Origin of the sequence: Microcystis sp. LE19-8.1F, assembly GCF_027531715.1 — a bacterium.
Lineage (GTDB): Bacteria > Cyanobacteriota > Cyanobacteriia > Cyanobacteriales > Microcystaceae > Microcystis > Microcystis wesenbergii_A.
In genome coordinates this window covers 1-22,356 of sequence record NZ_JAPZSO010000142.1, presented here as the reverse complement: position 1 = coordinate 22,356, position 22,356 = coordinate 1, and the positions used below count along the sequence as shown (strand labels likewise).

At 40.6% G+C, this 22,356-nt stretch carries 28 protein-coding genes and 2 pseudogenes; 9 read left to right on the top strand and 21 right to left on the bottom strand.

The features are described from left to right. Positions 1 to 445: 445 nt before the first annotated feature. Positions 446 to 1,012, bottom strand: a complete 567-nt coding sequence (locus O9334_RS14260) for a hypothetical protein (RefSeq protein WP_288000719.1) — start codon at positions 1,010 to 1,012, stop codon at positions 446 to 448. 137 nt (positions 1,013 to 1,149) lie between these two features. Here O9334_RS14260 and O9334_RS14255 point away from each other — a divergent pair, with 137 nt between their 5' ends. After that, on the top strand, positions 1,150 to 1,668 hold the full coding sequence (locus O9334_RS14255; protein ID WP_288000716.1) for a hypothetical protein: 519 nt from the start codon (positions 1,150 to 1,152) through the stop codon (positions 1,666 to 1,668). 282 nt (positions 1,669 to 1,950) lie between these two features. Here O9334_RS14255 and O9334_RS14250 read toward each other — a convergent pair whose 3' ends face one another. Further along, positions 1,951 to 2,139 carry a hypothetical protein gene (locus tag O9334_RS14250; RefSeq protein ID WP_288000713.1) on the bottom strand — a complete coding sequence of 63 codons (189 nt, stop codon included), beginning with the start codon at positions 2,137 to 2,139 and terminating at the stop codon, positions 1,951 to 1,953. A 385-nt stretch (positions 2,140 to 2,524) separates the two neighbouring features. Beyond that, positions 2,525 to 2,764, bottom strand: a complete 240-nt coding sequence (locus O9334_RS14245) for a helix-turn-helix domain-containing protein (RefSeq protein WP_288000710.1) — start codon at positions 2,762 to 2,764, stop codon at positions 2,525 to 2,527. Between the two features lie 322 nt (positions 2,765 to 3,086). On the opposite strand from O9334_RS14245, the gene O9334_RS14240 reads away from it, so the two are divergent. From O9334_RS14240 to O9334_RS14220, 5 genes are all read left to right on the top strand, one after another. Next, positions 3,087 to 3,308 (top strand): hypothetical protein, encoded by a 222-nt coding sequence (locus tag O9334_RS14240; protein ID WP_288000707.1) that lies wholly within the window; start codon positions 3,087 to 3,089, stop codon positions 3,306 to 3,308. Between the two features lie 3 nt (positions 3,309 to 3,311). Then, positions 3,312 to 3,500, top strand: coding sequence for a hypothetical protein (locus tag O9334_RS14235; protein WP_190381590.1), 189 nt, complete (start codon positions 3,312 to 3,314; stop codon positions 3,498 to 3,500). 3 nt (positions 3,501 to 3,503) lie between these two features. Next, positions 3,504 to 3,701 (top strand): hypothetical protein, encoded by a 198-nt coding sequence (locus O9334_RS14230; RefSeq protein ID WP_288000703.1) that lies wholly within the window; start codon positions 3,504 to 3,506, stop codon positions 3,699 to 3,701. Positions 3,702 to 3,703: 2 nt separating this feature from the next. Further along, entirely contained in the window at positions 3,704 to 3,973 is a 270-nt protein-coding gene (locus tag O9334_RS14225; RefSeq protein WP_288000701.1) for a hypothetical protein, read from the top strand. A 73-nt stretch (positions 3,974 to 4,046) separates the two neighbouring features. After that, positions 4,047 to 6,518 (top strand): VapE domain-containing protein, encoded by a 2,472-nt coding sequence (locus O9334_RS14220; RefSeq protein ID WP_288000698.1) that lies wholly within the window; start codon positions 4,047 to 4,049, stop codon positions 6,516 to 6,518. Here the strand turns inward: O9334_RS14220 and O9334_RS14215 are convergent. Genes O9334_RS14215 through O9334_RS14165 form a run of 11 tightly spaced genes read right to left on the bottom strand, consistent with a single transcriptional unit; the run spans position 6,505 to position 12,017 of the window. Continuing rightward, the gene (locus tag O9334_RS14215) at positions 6,505 to 6,867 is read right to left on the bottom strand and encodes a hypothetical protein (RefSeq protein WP_288000696.1); all 363 of its coding nucleotides are present in this window, start codon (positions 6,865 to 6,867) and stop codon (positions 6,505 to 6,507) included. The two genes, O9334_RS14220 and O9334_RS14215, sit on opposite strands and share 14 nt — an antisense overlap. A 21-nt stretch (positions 6,868 to 6,888) precedes the next feature. Further along, positions 6,889 to 7,326, bottom strand: coding sequence for a D-Ala-D-Ala carboxypeptidase family metallohydrolase (locus O9334_RS14210; protein ID WP_288000693.1), 438 nt, complete (start codon positions 7,324 to 7,326; stop codon positions 6,889 to 6,891). A gap of 9 nt (positions 7,327 to 7,335) precedes the next feature. Continuing rightward, complete coding sequence (locus O9334_RS14205) at positions 7,336 to 7,500, bottom strand: hypothetical protein (protein WP_288000690.1); 165 nt, start codon at positions 7,498 to 7,500, stop codon at positions 7,336 to 7,338. A 40-nt stretch (positions 7,501 to 7,540) separates the two neighbouring features. Next, positions 7,541 to 8,338, bottom strand: a complete 798-nt coding sequence (locus O9334_RS14200) for a LamG-like jellyroll fold domain-containing protein (RefSeq protein WP_288000687.1) — start codon at positions 8,336 to 8,338, stop codon at positions 7,541 to 7,543. Continuing rightward, a complete protein-coding gene (locus tag O9334_RS14195) occupies positions 8,338 to 8,772 on the bottom strand; it encodes a hypothetical protein (protein WP_288000684.1) in 435 nt (144 codons plus the stop codon). Before O9334_RS14195 ends, O9334_RS14200 begins: the two co-directional genes overlap by 1 nt. Next, a complete protein-coding gene (locus O9334_RS14190; protein ID WP_288000683.1) occupies positions 8,769 to 9,386 on the bottom strand; it encodes a hypothetical protein in 618 nt (205 codons plus the stop codon). The genes O9334_RS14195 and O9334_RS14190 overlap by 4 nt, the downstream gene beginning before the upstream one ends. Then, positions 9,386 to 9,853: a hypothetical protein gene (locus O9334_RS14185; RefSeq protein ID WP_288000681.1), complete on the bottom strand. Its 468-nt coding sequence runs from the start codon at positions 9,851 to 9,853 to the stop codon at positions 9,386 to 9,388. Before O9334_RS14185 ends, O9334_RS14190 begins: the two co-directional genes overlap by 1 nt. Then, positions 9,850 to 10,335 carry a hypothetical protein gene (locus O9334_RS14180; RefSeq protein WP_190381360.1) on the bottom strand — a complete coding sequence of 162 codons (486 nt, stop codon included), beginning with the start codon at positions 10,333 to 10,335 and terminating at the stop codon, positions 9,850 to 9,852. Before O9334_RS14180 ends, O9334_RS14185 begins: the two co-directional genes overlap by 4 nt. Continuing rightward, on the bottom strand, positions 10,311 to 10,538 hold the full coding sequence (locus O9334_RS14175; RefSeq protein ID WP_288000680.1) for a hypothetical protein: 228 nt from the start codon (positions 10,536 to 10,538) through the stop codon (positions 10,311 to 10,313). Before O9334_RS14175 ends, O9334_RS14180 begins: the two co-directional genes overlap by 25 nt. A 5-nt stretch (positions 10,539 to 10,543) precedes the next feature. Then, the gene (locus O9334_RS14170) at positions 10,544 to 11,191 is read right to left on the bottom strand and encodes a hypothetical protein (protein WP_288000678.1); all 648 of its coding nucleotides are present in this window, start codon (positions 11,189 to 11,191) and stop codon (positions 10,544 to 10,546) included. 37 nt (positions 11,192 to 11,228) lie between these two features. Then, positions 11,229 to 12,017, bottom strand: a complete 789-nt coding sequence (locus O9334_RS14165) for a hypothetical protein (protein ID WP_288000676.1) — start codon at positions 12,015 to 12,017, stop codon at positions 11,229 to 11,231. A gap of 131 nt (positions 12,018 to 12,148) precedes the next feature. On the opposite strand from O9334_RS14165, the gene O9334_RS14160 reads away from it, so the two are divergent. After that, positions 12,149 to 12,361: a hypothetical protein gene (locus O9334_RS14160; RefSeq protein WP_190381364.1), complete on the top strand. Its 213-nt coding sequence runs from the start codon at positions 12,149 to 12,151 to the stop codon at positions 12,359 to 12,361. 6 nt (positions 12,362 to 12,367) lie between these two features. Here O9334_RS14160 and O9334_RS14155 read toward each other — a convergent pair whose 3' ends face one another. The 7 genes from O9334_RS14155 to O9334_RS14125 all read right to left on the bottom strand — a co-directional run bounded on the left by O9334_RS14155 (position 12,368) and on the right by O9334_RS14125 (position 20,907). Beyond that, positions 12,368 to 14,026 (bottom strand): hypothetical protein, encoded by a 1,659-nt coding sequence (locus tag O9334_RS14155; RefSeq protein WP_288000674.1) that lies wholly within the window; start codon positions 14,024 to 14,026, stop codon positions 12,368 to 12,370. Beyond that, positions 13,941 to 16,355, bottom strand: coding sequence for a collagen-like triple helix repeat-containing protein (locus O9334_RS14150; RefSeq protein ID WP_288000672.1), 2,415 nt, complete (start codon positions 16,353 to 16,355; stop codon positions 13,941 to 13,943). The genes O9334_RS14155 and O9334_RS14150 overlap by 86 nt, the downstream gene beginning before the upstream one ends. Positions 16,356 to 16,465: 110 nt before the next feature. Continuing rightward, positions 16,466 to 17,596 carry a hypothetical protein gene (locus O9334_RS14145; RefSeq protein WP_288000669.1) on the bottom strand — a complete coding sequence of 377 codons (1,131 nt, stop codon included), beginning with the start codon at positions 17,594 to 17,596 and terminating at the stop codon, positions 16,466 to 16,468. A 106-nt stretch (positions 17,597 to 17,702) separates the two neighbouring features. Further along, on the bottom strand, positions 17,703 to 18,440 hold the full coding sequence (locus O9334_RS14140) for a LamG-like jellyroll fold domain-containing protein (protein ID WP_288000667.1): 738 nt from the start codon (positions 18,438 to 18,440) through the stop codon (positions 17,703 to 17,705). Further along, positions 18,437 to 19,474 carry a collagen-like domain-containing protein gene (locus O9334_RS14135; RefSeq protein ID WP_288000664.1) on the bottom strand — a complete coding sequence of 346 codons (1,038 nt, stop codon included), beginning with the start codon at positions 19,472 to 19,474 and terminating at the stop codon, positions 18,437 to 18,439. The genes O9334_RS14140 and O9334_RS14135 overlap by 4 nt, the downstream gene beginning before the upstream one ends. A gap of 8 nt (positions 19,475 to 19,482) precedes the next feature. Next, positions 19,483 to 19,869 carry a hypothetical protein gene (locus O9334_RS14130; protein WP_288000662.1) on the bottom strand — a complete coding sequence of 129 codons (387 nt, stop codon included), beginning with the start codon at positions 19,867 to 19,869 and terminating at the stop codon, positions 19,483 to 19,485. Positions 19,870 to 20,511: 642 nt separating this feature from the next. After that, positions 20,512 to 20,907 (bottom strand): helix-turn-helix domain-containing protein, encoded by a 396-nt coding sequence (locus O9334_RS14125; protein ID WP_190381682.1) that lies wholly within the window; start codon positions 20,905 to 20,907, stop codon positions 20,512 to 20,514. 558 nt (positions 20,908 to 21,465) lie between these two features. On the opposite strand from O9334_RS14125, the pseudogene O9334_RS14120 reads away from it, so the two are divergent. Together O9334_RS14120 and O9334_RS14115 are read left to right on the top strand one after the other, a co-directional pair. Next, positions 21,466 to 21,681 (top strand): annotated as a pseudogene (locus O9334_RS14120) (Uma2 family endonuclease); the annotation flags it as partial. Between the two features lie 103 nt (positions 21,682 to 21,784). Next, a pseudogene (locus tag O9334_RS14115) lies at positions 21,785 to 22,288 on the top strand (Uma2 family endonuclease); the annotation flags it as partial. Between the last annotated feature and the right edge of the window lie 68 nt (positions 22,289 to 22,356).

Genomic DNA, 22,356 nt, shown 5'->3' with positions numbered 1-22,356 from the left:
TAGGGCATACCGGAACCTTTGGGCTCGATCCAATAAACGCTTGGGGAGAGAATACCTCTACTTTTTCAGAAGCAATTCTGTCTAAGCAAGTAATCTCTGTGAACCAAGAATCCCCGTCTCTTTAGAGCGGGGAGTGTCAACTCCTAATATTTAATCTTGTTGTAGAAGAAATCTTCTTCATAGTAATCATCACTAGAATCGCAACCAACAAAACCTTCAATTATTGTTTCGCCCTTAAAATTTAAAAAATGGATATTTTCTAGCCATTCCTGAAAAAGTTTGTCAAATTCACTATTAATTTAAACGGTCAAAAGATAACATTTTGTTTGTTCTATTGCCAGTAATCGCAGAAGAGAGACTAAAAAAGCTTTTAACATTATAACACGATAGAATGATTTTATCGACTAAAAAACAAATAAAAGACGGCTTAAACCGTCTTTTTGATTTAACTGTCTAGGTTTGAGTTTACCCATTTTTTCTCTAGGTTTACCGTTCGCCATTTATCGAAGCCGTGGGGATAACCTAATAATTCCAAAATCTTAAAAAGGTCATTCCATCGGGCTTGACCACGAAAGGAAGCTTCGATTTCCGCTTTGCTCATCACTCTGGTTTGAGGGGGAGCTTTGTAGATTTTCAACCTGTTGGGGTCATCATGGTACTTTCTACCATCCCAGAAGCCCTTGATCTTTTTATCCTCAACCAAAACGACCCCATAGAGATATTGGAGAACAGTGTCGGGGTGATCTTCTAATGGCTTACTTTTGCGGTGTGGTGTGTCACTTTCAGGGTGTGATACTGGTGTGTCACTAACAAGAGAAGAAAGAAGTGCGATCGCTTTTTGGATAGTTTGGTGATCGAGTTTTTCCTTGTGGGTTGATTGATCGAAAAAGGCTATCAGGATTTTTTCCACTGCCTGACTAACCGACAATCCCTCCGACTTAGCGAAAGACTCTAGGTACTGAGATAGAGGATTATCAACGTAAGCAGTAATCCTGCATTTATTAGTAGTCATAGGCTTTACCCTTTTTACAGGTATCTTATAGGTATGTACCTATACCTATATTACTACAGGTATTTTTTAGAGTCAAGGTATTGACTGTAGGTAGTTTATAGGTATAATGATTATAGGTATAGTATAGGTACTCTAAAATGCCAGTATCTCCAAACAATTTACAGTTCTCTCTGTCTAGCGAATACCTAGACAAGTTAAAGTCTCTCTCTAAAGATGGAGAATCTCTAGGCTTGACGGCAAAACGGATTTTAATCGAATCCCTCGATGAGTTCATCGGTGGGAAAACGATCCGCAAGGAAGAGGATTCACGACTGACCGATTTACGACTGACCGATTTAGAGTCTCGGCTTCAAACGGTAGAGGAGAACCTTGATCTCGTTTTTGAGGCTGCGGAAACTATAGAGGAGCGGGAAGAACCAGACAAAATCTCTCAAGTGATGGAAGCGTTTAAGGGGGTGACAAAAATACTCTCTGAACATAATTCACGTCTGATCGCTGTGGAGTCGTCGCATCAGGAAATAATCGATCGCATTCAAGCTATTGAAATAGCGATCGACTGCCAGCACTACGGTGACGAGGTTAAAGAGTTACGGGGTCAAGTTGACGAATTGCGAAAACTGGTTTATCAGTTGACCTCACCAGTGAAAAGAAGATAGGTCAAGTGTTGGGTGTTGGGTTAGCGATCGCTTTTGTTTAGCGGTCGTTTTTTTTTGCGTGTGTTTAAAAAAAAAGTTTTTCGACGCAAACGGAGGATCAGGTGGATCATCCTAATGATCAAAAAAAAAAAAACAAGTAATAGTAAGGGTTTTAAGGGTGATCGTTTAGGTGATCCACCCGGTGATCCACAGGGTGATCGTTCAATTATTACGATCACCCGTTTGTTTGTACTAAAAAAAACCCCTCTACAGAAGAGGGGTTGCGAGGTTGCCGGGTCAAATTTACGGGGTGCGTTTGGCTTGAAACTTTGCACCGATAAGGCTTTTAAGGTGGTAAGCGTAGGACATTGTAATCATGAAAATGATGAAGATTGTGCCTATGTGCCGTTCTGTGTAGTGATCAAGTCGAGATTCTGTCACCTCTCCCGTGGCTTCTAGGTAGATAAACATCCAAACTATTATAGAGGTCATGATAAACAATGCGACGGTCAGGGAGAATATTCCATCAGCCCAACTTCTTAGGCTCGGAATCCATTTGGGGAATTTTGGGTTACGCTCTCCCCATAAAAATTGATGAACATGGGAAAGCATCCAGACTGGAATCACTACGACTAGAATCAGGTAAAGCCCTAGTATCCAAAGATTTCCAGTGATTATATGGATTGGGCCAAGTACGAGGGTTAAGCCTTGAACGACGAAAAGTACAGGAGTCATGGCAATTAAAAAAACAATCGTCCTAAGCCACGATTTAGGACGGGGGAACCATTTAGGGTAAGACATACCTTTTGACCGCAACAACAACGTTAACAACGATTTTAAGTGATGGTTCCCCCGATGGAGTAACAAAATTTAACAATTAGAAATCGTCGGGTAGGTCATCAATATCTAACCCAATTTGTCTCATTGCCTTCTGTAAAGCTTTCATCTGTGGCACTGAGAACATTGGCTTAGTTTCCCCATTTTCCCATCTGACAATAGTTTTCTGGTAAGTACCCAATGCCTCAGCAAACTTGCGTTGACTCATTCCTAGCGCTTGCCGAATTTGTTTCAAAGAGTTTTCACCTTCAACCAGCTTGACTTTTACTACGGTTTCCATTGTACAATAAATGATGTCCGTCTGACATCACGTTAGACAGGGTAAAAAGAAGACAAGCCGCCCTAGTTCCCTAGCTGGCTTGTCTCCTCTCAAAAGCGATCACCTTTCTAGGCAAGAGGCGATCATCTCTCATCTTAGTGATTAAAGGTCTTAGATTTCATTGTCTAAGGGAATATCTTGTAGAGCGTCTAGGAGGGCTGCTTATGGCGTAACCGACCTTTGGATTCATTGGGTTCTCAAATTCCTTAAACTTTTTTGGTGGCGACGACTTGTCCCGTCGCCACTTTTACCCCCCCCCCCTTTCCCTCCCCCCTCTACTCCTATGAGTTATTTCTACTTGATCGAGGTTGATCCTCACAGTCCTTTGGATAAAGATATCGAGCTTGACCTAGCCCGATGTATTCTTGACCCCCAAGGCCGTGGTTATCGAGATTATTATCGGGTCACGGCTGATAGTGTTCTGGAGGCTGTGGGCAGAATTTTGATTAACGATCAGCTGCTGGTTCAGAGGCAAACTGATTTAAGTGGCATAGGGAGAGCCTGATAAATGGGTGATCCAGTGTTTGATAAGTGTCCGGTCTGTAAGCGGCGATTGGTTTGGATTGATGAACTGGGGGGTTATATCCCTTTAGTGTCAAGGAATTGCCGTCGTGATAATTGCCCTTTCGTTAATGATGTTGACGATTTAGAGATTGACGAAGAAGTTAACTACGATCCCGATAACTATGAGGAATAATCTATGGCGCGCAAGAAGAAAACAGGCAATAAGGACAATAGTTTTTTGTTTGCTGAAAACGAATCACCACGGACAGAAAGCTATATGATTCTTGAACTTCGGCAGAAGCGCCGCCGGGCTGCTGATGCTTTTGACCGACTTAAGGCCGATCATCAGGAGTATGTGGCTAAATTTGGTAGAACTTGGTTAAGGGAGGGTTAGCTATGCGATTGGATTTCGACAGGGACTGGCTCTACGGGTCTCTAATTTTAGAGACAAATCTTCATTATTTTCCATGTGATCGCACTCCTTTTTTAGATATTCTCGCTTTTTTTAATGGGGGGATACCTGATCGCAGCGGATACGAGTTTATCAGTGAACACGGCTTGCTGCACTTCGCTTTTTTGACCAATCAGCTTGATGAGTATCAGGCACGGTGGCGATTAGAGTACTTTGCTTATCACGAGTGCAGGGGGCTTGATTCTTGGTTTTAAGATGCCAAAAAAAAACAGACAGTAAAGAAAGGCTTTACTGTCTGTCATTTAACACAAATTTCATTTATTAATTATGAACTATTCTAGCACAAAATCATTAACTTTTCCATCCCCTTGTCCTCACTGTGGCCACGAAAACAAGAACGGTTGGTGTTACGAATACACTTCTGAGAACGGTGTGCTGTACGGAGTCTGTCAGCGTGAGGCCGAACCGGCTGCCGGGTGGGAATCGACGGACTATTTCGATTCAGTTGGGAAAAGAAAGTATCGAATGATGCAAGAAAGGCAGGAAAGATTTGTTAAGCAGGTTCGTCCAAAAGCCTCAAGATCATGGACTTACCACGATACTAACGGCAAGCCATTGGTTTTGGTCAAGCGAGAGGATGATGGGACTGGCAATCCAAAATATTCTCAGTGGCATTACTCGGAGTCGGGCCAATTATCCCGGGGTCTTGGCCCAGTTAAATCGGAAACTATTCCAGTTTATCGCTACGGCTCGGTGAGAAAAGCGATCGAGCGGGGTCACACCATTTGGATTGTTGAGGGGGAGTCGTGCGCTGATGCCCTTACTGGAATTTTTTCTAGCGGTGGGCATTTTGCCACTACTAACATAGGCGGATCCGGTAAGTGGAAAGACTTTAATACTGAAAATTTGACCGGGGCCAATCGGGTGATCATTTGTCCGGACCGGGATGTTCCGGGGAAAAAGCACGGGGAAAAAGTAGCGGAACACCTGCGGCGCGCAGGCATCCCCTTTTCGTGGTGTTTTCCCGATCCGACTAATTGGGAATGGCAAGACTTGCCACCTAAAAAAGGTTTTGATGTGGCCGATTGGTTGAAAGACAAGACGAATGATCTCGATAAACTGATCGATTCTGTCACGGATCGTCCGATTTGGGATAAGCCCGTTAAACCCGCGATTGATTTCGAGGAAAGAAAGCTATCGAGAGATTTCGATCTCCGGCCTGATCAGGGGGCCGAGCCTTTATCTACCTTAGAAGTACAGTCCCATTCAAAGATTTCTATTAGAGAGCTTTACCAGTACGTTAAAGCGACTTTTGGATCGAGATTGCGATTTAACGAATTGACCCGAGAGGTTGAATTAGATCGAGAGGAGTACGATCTCGACAATGCCTATTTAGAGCTAGGCATCCATCACGGGATTAAAGCCTCTAAAAACTTGGCCTTAGATGTATTTTTGTTTGTGGCTAAGGAAAATTCTTGGCATCCCGTTCGTTTGTACTTGGAGAAAGTGGCGAATATGGTTTGCCCAATATCTCTAGATAACCTAGCCGAAAGATACCTAGGGACAAAAAATCCCCTATATAACATTTTCCTTAAGAAAACCTTGATCGCTGCCGTGGCTAGGATTTTCGAGCCGGGCTGTCAGGTTGACACGGCCTTAGTTCTACAAGGTAAGACCGGTGTTAGAAAAAGCAGTTTTTTTAAATATTTGACCGGTCGCGAATGGTTTAACGATGACTTTAAAGATGGGGATAATAAGGATGAGCTTTTAAAGTTGCATCGAAGCTGGATCATTGAGTGGTCCGAAATTGAGTCGGTCTTGAATAAGAAAAAATCAGGGGACTTGAAAGCTTTCATCACCTGTACATCTGACTGTTTCCGGGAACCCTACGGGCGAAAAACGGCTAATCATCCACGCCAGCAGATTTTAGTGGGAACGACTAACGAGGGAGAGTTTCTTTCCGACCCGACGGGAAACCGCAGGTATTGGGTTATCCCTGTTGGGGTTGATCGGATTGACACCGATCTTTTGACTCAAGAGCGCGATCATATCTGGTCTGCAGCTGTAGAAGCTTATCGGGCGGGTGAAAAATGGTATCTAACGGATGAAGAGGAACAACTAGCCAAAGAAAATAACGAGCATTTCCTAGAATCTGATGTATGGGAAGATGTTATCTTAGAATGGCTCTCTGATAGAGCAGAAACTCAGGTAACGATTCGAGCGATTCTATCGGAAGCGTTAAATATTGATATTTCGCTTCAGGACAAGCGGGTCCAGGGACGGGTCGCTCGTTGTCTAACTAAGAACGGTTGGGAGCGCAAAATCGTCGGGAAGGCTCGTCAGCGAGTCTGGGAAAAACCTTTAAGCAGTACAGATGAACGGGTGATCGTTCCCACTGAAAAAATGAACGATCACCCCATGATCATTGAGGTGGATCACCCTCAAAACGGGCATGGTGAGCGGGTTTCAGGCATGGGCGATCCACCTGATCCACTAAATTCGGGAAATTTAGAAAAAAATATTTTCGCCTCTCCACAAAAAGAACCCCCGACACCAAAATGTGATCGCTTAGAGGTGGGTGATCAGATTGAGTATGAGGATGTTTTTCAAAATCTCATCAAACGGTCTGAGGTTGTGGATATTACCGAAGGGGTAGTGCCTGATACTGGGGAGCCTTTTTTCCTCTATCGTTTGGCTAATGGGGGATTGTACCCAGCTGAAAGTGTGAAGTTTATCGGTAAAAAGCCAAAATGGTATCAGGCTAATAATGGCAATGGGATTAAAGTCAAGCGTGAATGATCGCTACACCATCAATGACGCTGACACGACTATCGGCGTGGATCAAAACTCCGTTAGGGGGAAAGATTAAGTTTGTCTCGTGAACCAAAACACTGCGATAGGGCGTTTTAGCCTCAACACTCGATACCGAAAAATATTCGCCATTAGCGACCACTCCAAAGCGCCGCAAAAATAGCGGTTTAGCTTGATAGTGGACAATCACAAAATTCTCAATCAACCCGCTGGCTTTAATGACTGGATTGAAATCTAAGATGATTTTGCTTCCTAAGATAAAATGTCCTGAATCATTTTTCCATTGAGAAATAAAAGTGTTAGGAATTTCTCCTTTGATGATTATTTGTGACAGCACCAGTATTGTTCCTATAAATATTTAATAAGTCCATCGAGGGCCTTTTTTGCCCTCGTTTATCCATCCTTTCCCGTTTCGAGTATCCAGATGCACAAAACCCCGATGACTACCGTACCCTAAAGCTCCAAACCAGTATCGGTCAAGAAATTTCTCAAATTCAGGCAGTGATTCCCGATTGCTTGGCCGAATATCAACCGCCCGGCCGTAAAGATGCTGAGAATTGGGAGACCCACCCACGGCGCGATTAACCATCGGCGGCCGATACCAAGAATTAACCAAAATTACCCCACCCCAGTCCTCGCGAATTTTGTCGAGTTCAATGGCTAGTTTTAGGATTTCGCGCTCTACCTCACTTCCAACTGTGGGAATTCGGCGTGGGTCGCTTTTGGTCACTTCCCAAACAGTAAAATATTTGCTGATTTTAGCCTTTGGATTATTCCAATCAATTTTAACACTCATAATTAATTCCTATTCTTTGCTTGATGACCATTGTGCTAAACCCGCGCCAATTAAAGCGCTAGGAGCAGACAAAACCAAAATTAACTTTTCCTCTGGAAGGACTAAACTTAATGCAATTGCAGTAATCATCCCCGATGCAATAAAAATTAAAGCTACTTTGTTTTTAGAAATCATTCTCGGCATACAAAACAAACTCCTAAGAAAAAACAATCCTTTAAACATCCCCCACATAAGGCGGGCGGTTGCGGTAAGGGTGATTACTGGGTAAAAGAGACTGCATCCCCCAGTCCCAATGCAAATAACCAGTTAACAAATTAATCTCTGAGCTAGATAGTTCTCTAGTCCATAAGAGATTTTCGGCTATAAACCCATTCATCCCAGAATCAGATGCTGTCATATCGTTGCCGATTCTAATTCTATTAATATTAAAACTTGCTGTAGAAGTATTCCCATTTACGGGGGTTCCTCCATTTAAAATTATTCTTGCTTGGGAACCGTTTCTAGTAGCGATAACAGAAGCCCATTGGTTGTTAATTAGCGGCGAAGTTTGAGCCGCCATAGCCTGATTTCTGTACAAATAAACCCCATTATTGTTATTAATTCCGTATCCCAATAGGATACCGCTCGTATTACTGAAATCTTGCTCCGTCGAGGAAGCAAGGGACCACAGCCTACCAAATCTAGTTCTTGATAACGATGAATCAGAGAGATTTCTGTGAAGAGAAACTAAAGTAAGTGCATTTCCTCCGTAGTTAAAAAGAGCAGAAAGAAACTGATTAGAGCTAGTATTATTAATACTTAATACCGACTTCCCTCCTAATTCTGTGGTATTTACTGTAATCGCACCAGTGGCAGAAAAACTTAAATCATTAGCTATATTTTTCACTCCTGTCACGTTTGATCCGCTTAGATTAAGTGTATTAGGAGCGTTAGCTTTAATCCAAATTGTAGGATTTAAAAGCTTAGCAGTAAACAACTCCATCCCTGAATTAATAAAGAAAAATTTAGCCATTATTTAAATGTTAGTGAAAGTTGAATCAATCCCTTGCTTAATAATTCTAGAGTTAATGCGTCGTCTGCAAATTGTGATTGAACTGATTGTATAATTTCGGCTTCACTAGGAGATTTTAGCCGTAAACTATTGGGATTAGAGGGATTCGGCTCTAACACTAAATCAATTCGGGGATTATTGCCAATAACAGCCTCATTCATTGCTAACTCAGTTAGCTTAATCTTTGCCATAGCATCAAATCTTAAAGCATCAGATAATAATGCTTTAATCATAAACACTTGCAACTCTTGAGGAGTAATAGAAAGAGGTAATGGACTGGTTGATTGCGCTAAAATTTGCGCTTGATTAATCATCGCAATTTGATAAATTTCTTTGATAGTAGAGTCATCTTCTCCCGTGATAAATTTACGGATTGCGATTAAGGAATTTGTCATAGTGCCTCCGTGACATCTAATCTAAACGATAAATTTAATGTTCCCGTGATAGAAGCAAAACTAATTCTTAAGCGTTGCCCTGCCGGGATAACATTATTTACACTTGCTAACTGGTCAGCTAAAACTGAAGTGGTACAGGCAAGCGTGGATAATCCTGTAATATTTGTCCAGCTATTTAATCCAAACTGAATACTAATAATAGCCGTTCCACTAGATTGACTATTAATTAATCCACTAAGTCGATTAATTGTAGTTTCTCTAAGTAAAGCTGGTAAAGTGTAGGTTTTTGGAAAAGTGCTTCCTTCTAAAAAAGGCGAATTTTCATTTAACGCTCCAATAGGAAAAAACCAAGAATCTTCTCTTAACAAAGAATAAAACTCTAACCCATTCGCCGATTGATTGACTCTAACTCCTCTCCTAGATTGTCCAAAATAAGAGTTAGGAGCATCAGATAACTGAGTAAATGTACCCGCTACTCCTGAAGGACCTTGAATCTCAGAAAGAGAAACTAAATTTTTCCAAGTTGTTTCACCAACTACTCGCCACTGAATAAAAGAGTTAAAAACTCTTAATTCTGTGTTTTTGCCAGGCTCTATTTTTTGCAGTCCAATCATTAAAGCGGCTCAATCATTGAAGGATAAATAGCAGGAGACAAATAACATTCTCTACCTGCTAAATAGATAATTTCAGTTGCAACGTTAGATTCCATTTTAACCGTTATTCCTTTAGGGAGAATCGTTAAAGGAGGTGTCCAAGTGGACCAAACATTAGAACTATCTACTTGTTTAGCTTGCAAGTTAAAACTGATTAAAGTTGTAAAATTGTCCCCCGCTATCAAGCTAGAAACAGAAAGGTCTATTTTAGCCGTAGTAGTTGCTAGGGTAACAGTTTTTACCCAAATTGACATTAATTCAAAATCAATCGGTAATTCCCACACCACTCCACGATTAGCCTCTAACAAGTTGTAATTAACTAACTGTTGATAAGATTCTATTCCCTGCGCGTGCCGATAGATGTTATTTTCTTGGTAGCCGCGCAAAGTAACTTGTCCAGCAGGAATAATTGAGGGAAAAAAGCTCATAATAGCAAATTAGTATTAGATGTGTCAGCTTGTGGTAATTGGCTTAAAATTGCATAAATTTGCTCCAACCGTTGATTAATATTATCAATATATTCTGGTAAGGGCTGAAATTCTTGCAAATTTAAAGAATATTTAGAATCAGAGTTTAACCCGTTTTTCAAGTATTTATACCACTTCATCGCTTGAAAACCTCTAACAACTTGTCTGGCTTTCAACTCATCGGGAAAATCTAAGAAAATAATTTCTGACCCTTGTTTAGGATATAAGCGAAACCATCTAGTGCTGGGAACACTAAACCCAGAACGGTTATAAATTGCTCGTAATTGTACGCGGCTTTTAATATCGCTTAAATCCCCGCCCCAAGTTATCCTAAAAACTGACAGTCCTTGAGTTGCTTGATTTGGGAAAAATTGCCAGTTTCCATCTGGCATAATTGTTCCTAAATCGTTCCATATTCCTAAGTCATCCAAGAGGGCAGCCATAAGCCTTCATCGTCCTCTTTTAATTCGTTTTCATCTTCATACTGTTCTAAATTCTCAGAGTTAATAATTTGAAGTATTCCGTTATTGTCAGGAGCAATATAGGCAATATCGCCCTTAACATTATTACGCCAGTTAGGAGGTGGCGATGAATGAAGAATACTCCAAAAATCGGGATGATCGGGAGTAATAATTACTTCATTCATCATTTTTAAATCAATCGCTCCTTAGATATTCGACGAAATCCTCCATCTAAATCAGCAAAGTGCGAGCAAAAAGTAGCAAAATCGCTTCCATCTTCTAAAGTAAGTTTAGCTCTGCCTGGTCTAGGCAAACTAGAAGCAACGACTAGCCTTTCCCTTTCCCCGTCAGTAGTTATTACTTCACCACTAACTAATCCTAGCGATCTGCCGTAGGTTTCAAAATCAGCTTTGTTTAAAGGAAAAGCATAAAGAAGGTTATTAGATAGCTCTGCTATTACTGTAATTTTTTTCCCTTTTGTGGTTATTTGTACCTCTATAGCATCTTTTTGAAGATTCCAGCCAGACCTTAAAGCTGTTTGCAGTGCACCAGAAGAGCAAAAAGTCCCAACACTACTTTGTACATTGTCTATGCTACTATTGAGTTTTTTGACTACTCTAGGCGGTTTAGGAGCATTAGCCCTTAAAAAAGCAAGTGCGCCTTGTGGCAAATTGCTTGCAGTATCGTCTAAAACAATTCTGCCTAAAACAGCTAGATCAGATTCACTTACGCCAGGAATAGATGACAAATCTTTAGACTTGAATAAGTAATATGAGTTAGTCCCTACTTTTATCGCAACTGTTTGATCGCGTCGTTTTCCTCTAGTATAACTAGGCATTTATTGACTCCTGTTTAAGTGTTAACTAGCTTTACAATTAAATTACTCTTACGTCATAGGTTTGAGTGGTTTCATTCAATAAATATTGAATGTTGAACGATAAAGAACGAAAATATACATCGTTTACAGATGTTTTATCAGGTTCTAGTCCAGTTGTCGGATTAGTAGATGCAAGTGCGTCAGTCGGTAAAGTAAACGCACTAATAGCGCCTAAAGTTTTTGTGATTAAAGCTGAGGGGGTCTCTGGCGTAGTGACTCGAACTGGAATCTCATCGAATAAATAGCGAAGCATTGCCGCAAACCATTGACGTGATTCTACGTCATTAGTCGGATTAGTAGCGGTTACGGCTCCGTAACTATCGACTTCACTATGGGGAATTAAAATTCCAGATTCAGCGATCGATCCAGCACTAGCTACAGATACGGCATCAGGGAAAACGTCAGTAATTTTTAATACACCTCGTCCTGAATTGGCTCCAATAACGGGAACTGGGATGGGATAAATAGTGTTAGTGCTATAATCGGCAACTTGTGCAATACTCGCAGTAAATGTTTGGTTAAAAACTCCTAGCGTGACTCCAGTGGGGTTTCCCTGCGTAACAGTAAAACCTAAAGCTGTAGCAAGCGAGCCAGTGGTGGTTCGATTAGTCGTAATGGTGAATTGCAAGGTAGTTAGAAAAGCAGCTAGAAATTTACAATCTTTTTTAATTGTGGCTTCACTGCTTGCTAACTCAGAATCAGCAATTAAACCAGCAAGGTTATCACGGGGAATAAAAATCCCGGCATCGGAAGCGGTCCCAGAAGCAGAAAAATAGGCTAAAGGCATAAACAATCTTTGATGAACATTACCTGATAACCGTTATAGCCCATTAACAGAGCATCCGCTAGAGGTTTCAGGTATGGTAGTCTTAATACAGAACCGTAGGGTTTTGCTATTTGCACAGCGTATTACTTGGCATGAAATTAATCTGCTATCCCTTGATGAATCTCCGGAGTAAACGGGCTATTCTGCGAACGCGCAAACAGTGGGGACACCCCGTAGGATATAATCCTCGTCGTGTCTTAGTAGAAAGATTGGCATGCGAATTAAACCTATCCCCAGAGTCCGTCCTAGACCAGCTGCAAAAAGAGCGAGAATTTCTGTTAGAGCATATTCGCTATTTTCGATAGGAAATGCTAGGGGTTGGCTCCCCGTGTAGATAAAATCTGAGATTTAATCTCATCAAAATCTGATGGGGCTTCATTAGTCCATAGAGGGATTCTAAAGCGTCTTTCTTTGTAAACACCTGAAAAAGTAGCCCTTCCTTGTTCTTCTAAAAGCACTTTTTCCCTGTTGACGATAATCAGAAAAGCAGGATAAACCCTAGTGTCTTCTTTGTATAAAGTCTTGTCAAACTCGCGCCGTCTTCCTTCTTTTTTTTCTTCAGTAATTGTTAATGACGCTATTTCTAAATCAGTTAATTCTATAAAAGCTTTAGCCCTATCTTCCGCTTCGGCGCTAGTAGCACCATAAATTTTTAAGTTAGGAACTCCGGGTTCCTGAAATTTAACATTAGCAAAAAATCTCCCCCACATATAGCCATTTGTCCCACCACAGGCAAGCTTGATCACTTCCCAGTCCAATTTGCTTGTTTTAATCATAGGGATGGTGTAATTAACCCGTTTACTGGTGCGAAATGGCGGTTGTTGTTCGCCTCGGAAGTTAATTTTAATCGCAATGCCCTCGATGAAATTTTTAGTCATGGATTCCCGATGAATCTCCCCGACAAATTGACCAATATCGCGGTTATCGATTAATTGATGTTGGGTGACAATATTAACTAATTGAGTTTTGACTAATTCCATTGGGCCAGCGACTAAAACTCTTTCGCTTTCGGCTTCCCGATTAGGAGTTACTTCTAGTACGGTGTCGTCTCCTAATAATTGATTGTTTGCTAATCGCTGTTCAGCATACCAACTATCCAAGCTTTGAGCAACCACAAACCCAGCTTCGTCACAGCCCTCTAAAAATCCTTCGTAGAAGTTTTCTACGAATTCTTGAATATACCCATCGGGAAGGCTTTCGATAGCCTCCTCTACTGCAATTCTAAACGACCACGGCTTAGAATTGGAAGCGCCCCAAGCTTGCACCCAGTTGTTAAAATTAGAACCAAAAATACTTTTAGCGGCTAAAGACTGTTTACTGTTGGGATTGCGAAAAACTTCTTTAATTGTTCTGCGAATATTTTTATAAGCACCATACATAATATGAGCGGCAATAGTGCGAGTGGTTTGAGATAGCAATATTCTTAAATTTCCCATTAACTCATCAAAAGCCTCTTCTGATACTTCCTTGAGAACGTACGCGCCCAAAGGTTTATTAAATTTAGCAATGATTACTCCTGGAATAACACCACAAGCGAGAAAGCCGATAAAGTTACCCGCAGTTTCTCCCATCTGTCCAACTAGCATTAATCGCATTTGTTTAAGCTGTTGATCTATTTGTTGGTCGGTGATATTCCAATTAAAGTTGTAAATGAAACTAAGTCCACCTTTAAGCCAACCCCAAAAGTCAACAAAACGAAAGCTAAGTGATGTTAAAGATTTAAAAATAAATCCGACTTGATTTACAAGTCCACCATAAATAGACCCCAAAATATTAGTAAACCAATTACCTTGATCGGGTTGAGATTTTTTAATCTCGCGGGTTCTACTAGCTCCAGCGATAGCAGTGCGAACCTGTTCGGATTTTAAGGCAGACCGCGCTAAGTTAATTGCCCCCATTATTACCTCCAGTATTGCTGTTGGGATTGCCAATCTTGCGGATTCTAGGGCGCTGGTCGCGTGGACGGCCATAGGGATTATTTGAATCTATAATACCTGTCTCTTTGGTAAATCCTTCCTCTACCTTCTCAATAAATTGGTCTAACTCATCATCTTCTTTTTTCTTGTCATCAGAAAAAGCATCGACTAAATCTTTGTACTCTTTGACAAAATCACCCCATTTAGATAAATTATTCGGGTTGACTTTTTCATAAAGTGCCGTTTGAATAATTGCGGCGCTAAAAAGCAATTGGTCAAGCTTTTGCTCGAAAGACTGTTTTTCTGTACAGTCTTCTCGACTTATCTCTATCTCAGTCTCCTTAAGTATGTCTTCAAACTTGGGCTGTTCTCCTTCTTTTATGTCATAGCGAGGATTATACAAAAAGCGAATTGTCTCTTTAACTTTTTGATTTTCAAAGCCAAGATAATCTACTATCTCCTCTACCATGTTATGTGTGTAAAACCCTTGTAACTTGGTACTTCCTTGCTCATTAAGCAATCGAAAGTTAATGTTAACCAGTAGGTTTAGCATTGCCTCATTAAACAAGGTTTTTCCTGTTAATTCCGCTAAGGTTTCCGCAAGGTTGGGGAGTTCTATCTCTAGCGGCTCATCTCCCGTTTTGATTAAGTCGTTGTCCTCGATTTTAATCTTAATGGGAAACTGCCCGAATAAAGCATCTAATTGCTTGAATCGCCACTCATCGAATTGCGATTGATAATTGATTTTCTTGATAGTGTCCTCATCAACTTTTTTGGTTATGTCTTCCACGACATTAAAAGGATACTCTTGATATCCAGACCTGAAATAATTGCACGATAAAAATCCCGAAACTACATCGATAACATTTTTAAGCTCTAACTCTGTAGCTTCTTTTTCCGCTTCTAATCCCCATTGAGCTTGTACCAGGCTTTTGATTCTTTGCTCAATATCTAAAGTGATAGAGGGGTTCTCTCCTTGTGTAAACCAGTCATCACCTCCAAGAATTTTATAAATTTTCTTGGTTAAATCATTTTCTTTTTCTTTTTCTTCTTTACACGCTTGTTTCTGCAAGAAACAAACTTGAGTATTAATAAGCTGTATGGCTTCAAGCATATTATCAACAGGTACAATTATCTCTTGATAATCTGGATTACCCTCGATACAACCAATATTAATTAAATCAAGATGCGGAGTCGGAACATTGTCCTCTAATAAGTCCTTAGTTTCTTCGCAGCAGGCTTTGATAGTTTCGACATTGGTTTCGATAATTGAAGCTAAGTTTAAAATCAAATTTACATTAGATGACGTAATATTAGCTGTGTTTAAAATTAAGCTTAAATTAGTTTGAATATTGGCAACCAAGTTATTGAGAACAGAAATACTTGAACTAATACTGTTAACTTTAGATTGAATACTTAAAACAGAAAATGATAAAGAATTAATGGCTGTGCTTATTTGAGAAACACTTGAAATTAAATTAATTATTCGTTGAGAAACAAGTGAAAAGTCATTTTTAACCGATAAAATATTTTGGTTGGCAGTAACTACAGTTGATTTTACGTCAATGATATTGTTGTTAACAATATCAAGTTTAGGATTAATTTGATTAGTTATATTAAGAGTATTATTAGTTTTTAATTCGATATTTTTCAAAAGTGGTAAAATGATATTTAAGCCATTATCGCATTCAAAATCAAGCTTGAGAATTTCATTTAATATTTCTTGAGATTTACTAATATTTTGGGTGTGATTGCGACTAGCTTGCAAGCTAATTGCGCGGGCTGTGTTTTGAATTTCATCAATGATTCTTTGAATATCGCAAAGCATACTAACACTGGTACTAATGGAACATTTATCTATTTGTAAATTAACTGTAAGTATGCAGGAAACAGGATTAAAAACTAAAGATAATCCGCATTTAATTGGCTGAAGTTTAGGGGTGTCGCCTTTATCGCCTTTATTGCCTTTATCGCCTTTATCGCCTTTATCGCCTTTTACTCCTTTTAGACCCGCTGGTCCAAATGGACCAATATCTCCTTTCGGACCTTTATCTCCTTTTGGACCTTTATCTCCTTTTGGACCTTTATCTCCTTTTGGACCTTTATCTCCTTTTAAACCTTTATCTCCTTTTGCTCCTTTATCTCCTTTTGAACCTTTATCTCCTTTATCTCCTTTTGGACCTTTATCTCCTTTATCTCCTTTTGGACCTTTATCTCCTTTTAAACCTTTATCTCCTTTTGGACCTTTATCTCCTTTTGGACCTTTATCTCCTTTTGCCCCTTTATCTCCATCTTTTCCTGGTCTGCCGTCTCTACCTGGTCTACCGTCTCTGCCGTTTTGTCCTGGATCGCCTTTGGGACCTTTAAAAACACAATTAGCCATAATTCAATAAATATAAAATATATATTTCAAGCAAAGTCCATCCAATCAATTCTTTCATAGTTGTTGCCTGAAGGCAAATTATATAATTAATCATCAATAAAGGAATTAAATTAGCCACAAATACAATCATAATTATTGCACCCCCGTTTGTATTTTATCGTTTTTTTGATACACCCAAAAACATCAACACAAGCTATGTTACTTCCTAATAATACTTTAACAGCAGTTCCTGGTGGACATTGTTCGCATTTTTCTTCACATTTTTGATCAAATCGAATAAGAGGCGGCGGACAATTATGTTCAGAACATTCTCTATACATTGTTGTAGGAAAAGGTAAAGGAGGCGTATCAAGCAAAACTGTGGCACAATTTTCAGTATATTCTACTCTTAAACTTTGAAAAAATCCCAATGGAACTTTCCTAACTAATCTTTCACTTTTATTCTGATAAAAACAACGCTCTGGGATGACTTGAATTTCGGGACAAGTATCTTTAGTAATATCTAAAATTACTTGATCAAATTTATCAAATACTTTAAATTGACAATTTACTAAAATTTCTGGAGGGATAAAAGAATTAGAATCTTTAAAATGCAATTCTGTTATTTCTCGGCTAACAAAAAACCCAGATGTTGGTACGCCAGGCCATTCTGTTAAAGCTGGAGATTTAATTATTTGCCCTAAACTATTTTGATAAGTTATATAAATCGCAATTTCTCCAATGGTTTTTGGGCTATCAGTAAAATTAGTCAATATTATATCACCATCTAGAACGACAAATTCCCACGAAACAAAAGTGCCAGTAAAAGAAAAAGTTCCTTGATAAGTTCGATTAATAGTCGTAAAAATACCATTTCTTATTGTAGCTGTATTATCATCGTTACGCTTCCAGCCTTCTCTAACTACAATTGATTTATGACTAACAAGCTCCCATGTACTAAAATACTGCCCTCCTCTAACAACAGTTTCATTCGGAATTACAATATAATGATCTCCTATTATTTCTTGCCAATTTTCTCCTGGATATTTGTATCTAATTTTCTTAGGATGCCAAATAGGAGTATTGGCATAAACGCAAATTACTCCTTTTAAATCAGTAGATGTAGGCGGATTAAAAGTAGGGGGATTATATTGAGGACTTGTTTGAGGCGGCGGAATAAGGATAGGCGGCCGCCAAGGCGAACGAACGGGCGGGCGTAAAGGGGGAAGGGGCAAACGAATTGATGGGGGAGTGTAAGGCATTAACTTATATTTTAAAGAGTAGTTATAGGAATTGAAGGGGGTGTAAAATTTTCTGTATGTAGCATTTCGTACTGATAATCCAACTGGTTTTAGATTAGAATGGCTCTCAATACTTTAACCAATACTCATTATTAAATAAATCAGTTCTTTCCTGAACTGACAAAATTCTTTTCCAAAATCCAACATTTAAAATATTGCCGTTGTGATATAAATTTAAGTTATCGCTACTATTACCGATAGTAAAATCAGCAGCGCTTGCGCTTGATTTGTTTCCCGTATAACTCACAGTTTGAATTGATGAGTTGTTAACTTGCAAGTTTAAAGTATTGTTTTGACTGTTGTGCCAAGCTGCTAAAAAATACCAAGTGTTAATACTAGGGTTTAAAAAAGAATAAGGACAATTTATCAAACCTGAATTTGTTTGCACGTTAAAAGTCAGTTTATCAACGATAGAACTTTCCCGAGCAACATAAATTAAATTCCATTCTCTTAAGGAATCAACAATATTGTCTTTGCAGACAAAAAAACGATAGCTTGATTTTGAAGAAAGTGTTACCCAGGCAGTAACTGTGAAATCTTCGTCTCCTGTTGCTAAAGATATGTTTGAAGCAACTGCTAGTTTTTGAGAACCAGTAAACCTTGTTCCGTCAATCTTCGAGCCTAGGAGCGAACCAAAAGGGCTTAGATGATTGCCATTAAGAGTTTTGTCTAATCTGTTTCCTGTAAATTCGTCTAAATGCCAGTATCCAGACAAATTATCTAAAAGTGAAGGATAAGACCTCAGAATAGGATCGCCTTGTACAACAAAAGAACCTGATCGCCCTTTGATAATTATTGCCGTCATTGATAAAAGCCTCTCTCTAAAAGTATCCAATTAGTCCCGTTGTTTCGAGCTTCGATCGACCTAACTTTATCGCCCGTGTTTTTTAAAAGCAACTGGGTAGCTCCCCCAGCAGTTAAGCGAATATCAAGCCCGTTAGTGCCGTCCGAAACGTTGGTTATCAAAAAATAGGCATTAACCTCAGTAGATAGCACCACAATTCTATCGCCTCCTGATGGAGTGAAATCTTGAATTGTCGCATCAGCATTAGATAATATTCTGGTAGCGGTAAGGGTTTCTACATTAGCAATAAAATTAAATCCTGCCGGACCCGCCGGGCCAGGTTCGCCAGTATCTCCTTTTGGACCTGCCGGCCCCGCCGGGCCAGGTTCGCCAGTATCTCCTTTTGGACCTGTCGGACCCGCCGGTCCAGATTCGCCAGTATCTCCTTTTGGTCCAGGCGGCCCTGCCGGGCCAGGTTCACCAGTATCTCCTTTTGGCCCAGGCGGCCCCGCCGGTCCAGATTCACCAGTATCTCCTTTTGGCCCAGGCGGCCCCGCCGGGCCAGGTTTAATTCCAGGGAGTCCTTGTGGACCAGTATCTCCTTTTGAACCTGCCGGCCCCGCCGGTCCAGATTCGCCAGTATCCCCTTTTGGCCCAGGCGGCCCCGCCGGGCCAGGTTCGCCAGTATCTCCTTTTGGACCTGTCGGACCCGCCGGGCCAGTATCTCCTTTTGGACCGCCAGATTCGCCAGTATCCCCTTTTGGACCTGCCGGCCCCGCCGGGCCAGGTTCGCCAGTATCCCCTTTTGAACCTGCCGGCCCCGCCGGGCCAGGTTCGCCAGTATCCCCTTTTGGCCCAGGCGGCCCCGCCGGTCCAGTATCCCCTTTTGGTCCAGGCGAACCAGGATTTTGACGGGGAAGTAAATTCGGCGATTCATAACTTAAGGAAGTCGATCGCAATTTAATATCAGGATTCTCAAAAGAATCTGGATTAGCCCGCCGGGGTCGAGTAATCGGCGATTCAATTTGCGGAGGAATAAATTTTGTACCAGTCATGCTAAGGACTAAAGATCAGAGACAAGGGGACGTGCAGGGGAGTTATCAAGCGAATAAATTGTTGTGGTTATTTGATAGCCGATTAAGTCACTTCCAGGCTCAAAAACTCCACTATCTAATCCTTTTCCATTAATTTCGCTTATGATTCGCCGACCTAAAGTAATTTTAGTTCCTGTTAAAGGGTTGGTGTCGGCAAGGCATTGATCAACTAAGCGATAATTGATGGCAGCGATCCAATCCTCTAAAGTGTTAGGTGCGGGAGAAGCTGTCGCTAAAGATGCGGAAACTTCAGACCAAGGAACGACGAGATAAGTTTCGTTAGGTACTAGATCAATGACTGCGTTACCAAGAAGCGATCGACTATTGGCAGAAAGAAAAGTCACAGGAACGCCCATAGATTTACATGATTGTGTTTACACGGCAATTCTAATGCAATACAGATTACTTTTTAAATTAATTTTATTTTTGTTGCGTTTTTGAATGCCACTGGTCACAGCCACAAAATATACGCCTGTAACACGAAAATTACAGGTTTTTTAATCCAACTTTAGGACTATAATGATAGGAGTGTCCCAAAACGCTTGATTAGTCTTAGTTTTCGATTTTGTCCCTTTGGTCTGAAAATCCTCGTGTCCGCGGTTCAAATCCGCGTCTTGGCATTGAGAAAACACTAAAGCTTGCCCTGTATTTGCTTTCTAGTCTGCTAAGTTTTGTAAATACAGGGTTTCTCATCCGTGAGAAACGTTGTCAATAATTTGAACCAATGGTTGATGCTTGTTACTTTTATCTGTTAATTCGTCCAGTTTGTCTGTATAAATTGCTACACTTTACCCTACGCTTACCCTGAATTTCTTTGGTCGTAATCGCCGTAATAGTTGAGACATTTTGTCCTTTTTAAAGAGGTCGAGTCTCGTGCGCTCTAGTTCCTTTAATCGAGCGATACTGGGTTCTAGTCATAGCTAGATTTGAAGCTGCTTCCTCAATCGAGATCAGGTTTTTCTCGTCTACGTCCCGAATTTTATCCTTTGTATTCTTGTCTAAGTTTTTGTACTCTTTCCGGCTCTTTTTCGGGAGGGTGTAGAGTTTTTTGGGCGGGTCATTCTCAAGCGTTCAGCCATTCTTGCCACTGTCGCTACACTTAAAACTATACCAGTTCTTTGCCAGAATAGTTCCGATAGTTCGGCTAGAGTTGCGTCATTATTTTCTTCAATTAACTCGCCGAGGGCGATCATTTGTTCTGGCGTGAGTTTTAAATGACGTCCACATCGATAAGTTTTCGGTCGAATATCTCCCGTTTCCCGAGATTGTTTCAAAAGCTTTTGGACGAAACTTAAGGTTACGCAGAATCTTTTCGCTAATTGACGCTGGGAGATCGGCTCGTTATAATAACAGTCTAGAATTTTTTGACGGAACTCTACTGGATAGGATTTCATTTTTTGTGCAATTTAGCTATCGATAACATTATACTTCATATTTGTGAGAAAGGCTCTATATTTGACTGAGCATTGACATTCAGTCTTACTGCTTGAGCTACACTAGAGCTTCTGCAAAAATCAAAAATCTTCTGTTAGGTGAGGAGACTCCGAGATAGGAGACGGTCGACAGAAGGATAGTACAGAGTCGATAGGGAATATCCGCCCGAAACCTAGTTCGAGTTAGATAGAGTTGATAAATAGGCGAATGCTGGAGAAAACTACGCCTAGAGACACCAAAACCATTAATCAGGCTTGGATGTCAGAAAATCTAGCACCGGTTAGGGCTGATGCTTAGATTGTAGAGGCGAATAGTTATAAGTCCCGTTTATTATTTTTTTTTATTCATCAGCAAAACTAATTAAAAAATCTGATCGATCGAACTGAACTATGATAAGATAGCGGGGTTTTGGCAAGCTCTAGCGATAGGTGATCGGGTAGTCAAGACGGAAGCGGGATGGCTAACGATCGGGGAATGGTTTTTGCTGTTAGTCTTAAAGAAACAACTGGGGTGAACCTATGGTTACATCACCGAATCCAACTCAGATAGTCTATCCCGATAGCGACGGGAAACCGATGGCCGACAATACAAGACAATTTCGCTGGATTACGACGATTAAAGCGAATTTAGACTGGTTATTTGCCAATGATGCCTATGTTTTTGTCGCCGGTGATTTACTCTGGTATCCCGTGGAGGGAGATAATAAAACTCGGCAAGCACCCGATGTCATGGTAAGTACCTAAGCAAAATTAATTACACATATCTAACCCCCCCTTGCCTCTTGCCTTTTGCCTTTTGCCTTTCTTCACTAGGAAATTTATTTTGCACGACTACTTAGCTTTTGGCAGACCGAAAGGGGAAAGAGGTTCCTATCAACAGTGGCAAGAAGAAAATATCCCCCCGCAAGTGGTTTTTGAAATTCTCTCTCCGGGTAATACCCAAACGGAAATAACCAGAAAACTACTGTTTTATGACCGTTATGGCGTGGAAGAATACTACATTTATAATCCCGATAAAAATGATTTGGGCGGCTGTATTCGTCGGGAAAATCGCCTCGAAAGTCTGGAAAATCTCGATAATTGGGTCAGTCCTCGCTTGGGCATTCGTTTTCAATTGGCCGAACCAGAGTTACTCTTGTATTATCCCGATGGTCAACCTTTCACCAGTTACAACCAAGAACGACAACGGGCCGAAGCGGAACGACAACGGGCCGAAGCGGAACGAAAACGGGCCGAACGATTGGCGGCAAAACTGCGGGAGTTAAATATTAAGTACCTAAGCAAAATTAATTACACATCTAAGCCACTACTCCGTCAGACTTCTGGTGTGAGGAAACAGTGAACTGAAAACTCAAATCCGATCCCTAATAGCTGTCTCCCGTCTCCCGTCTCCCGTCTCCCGTCTGCCGT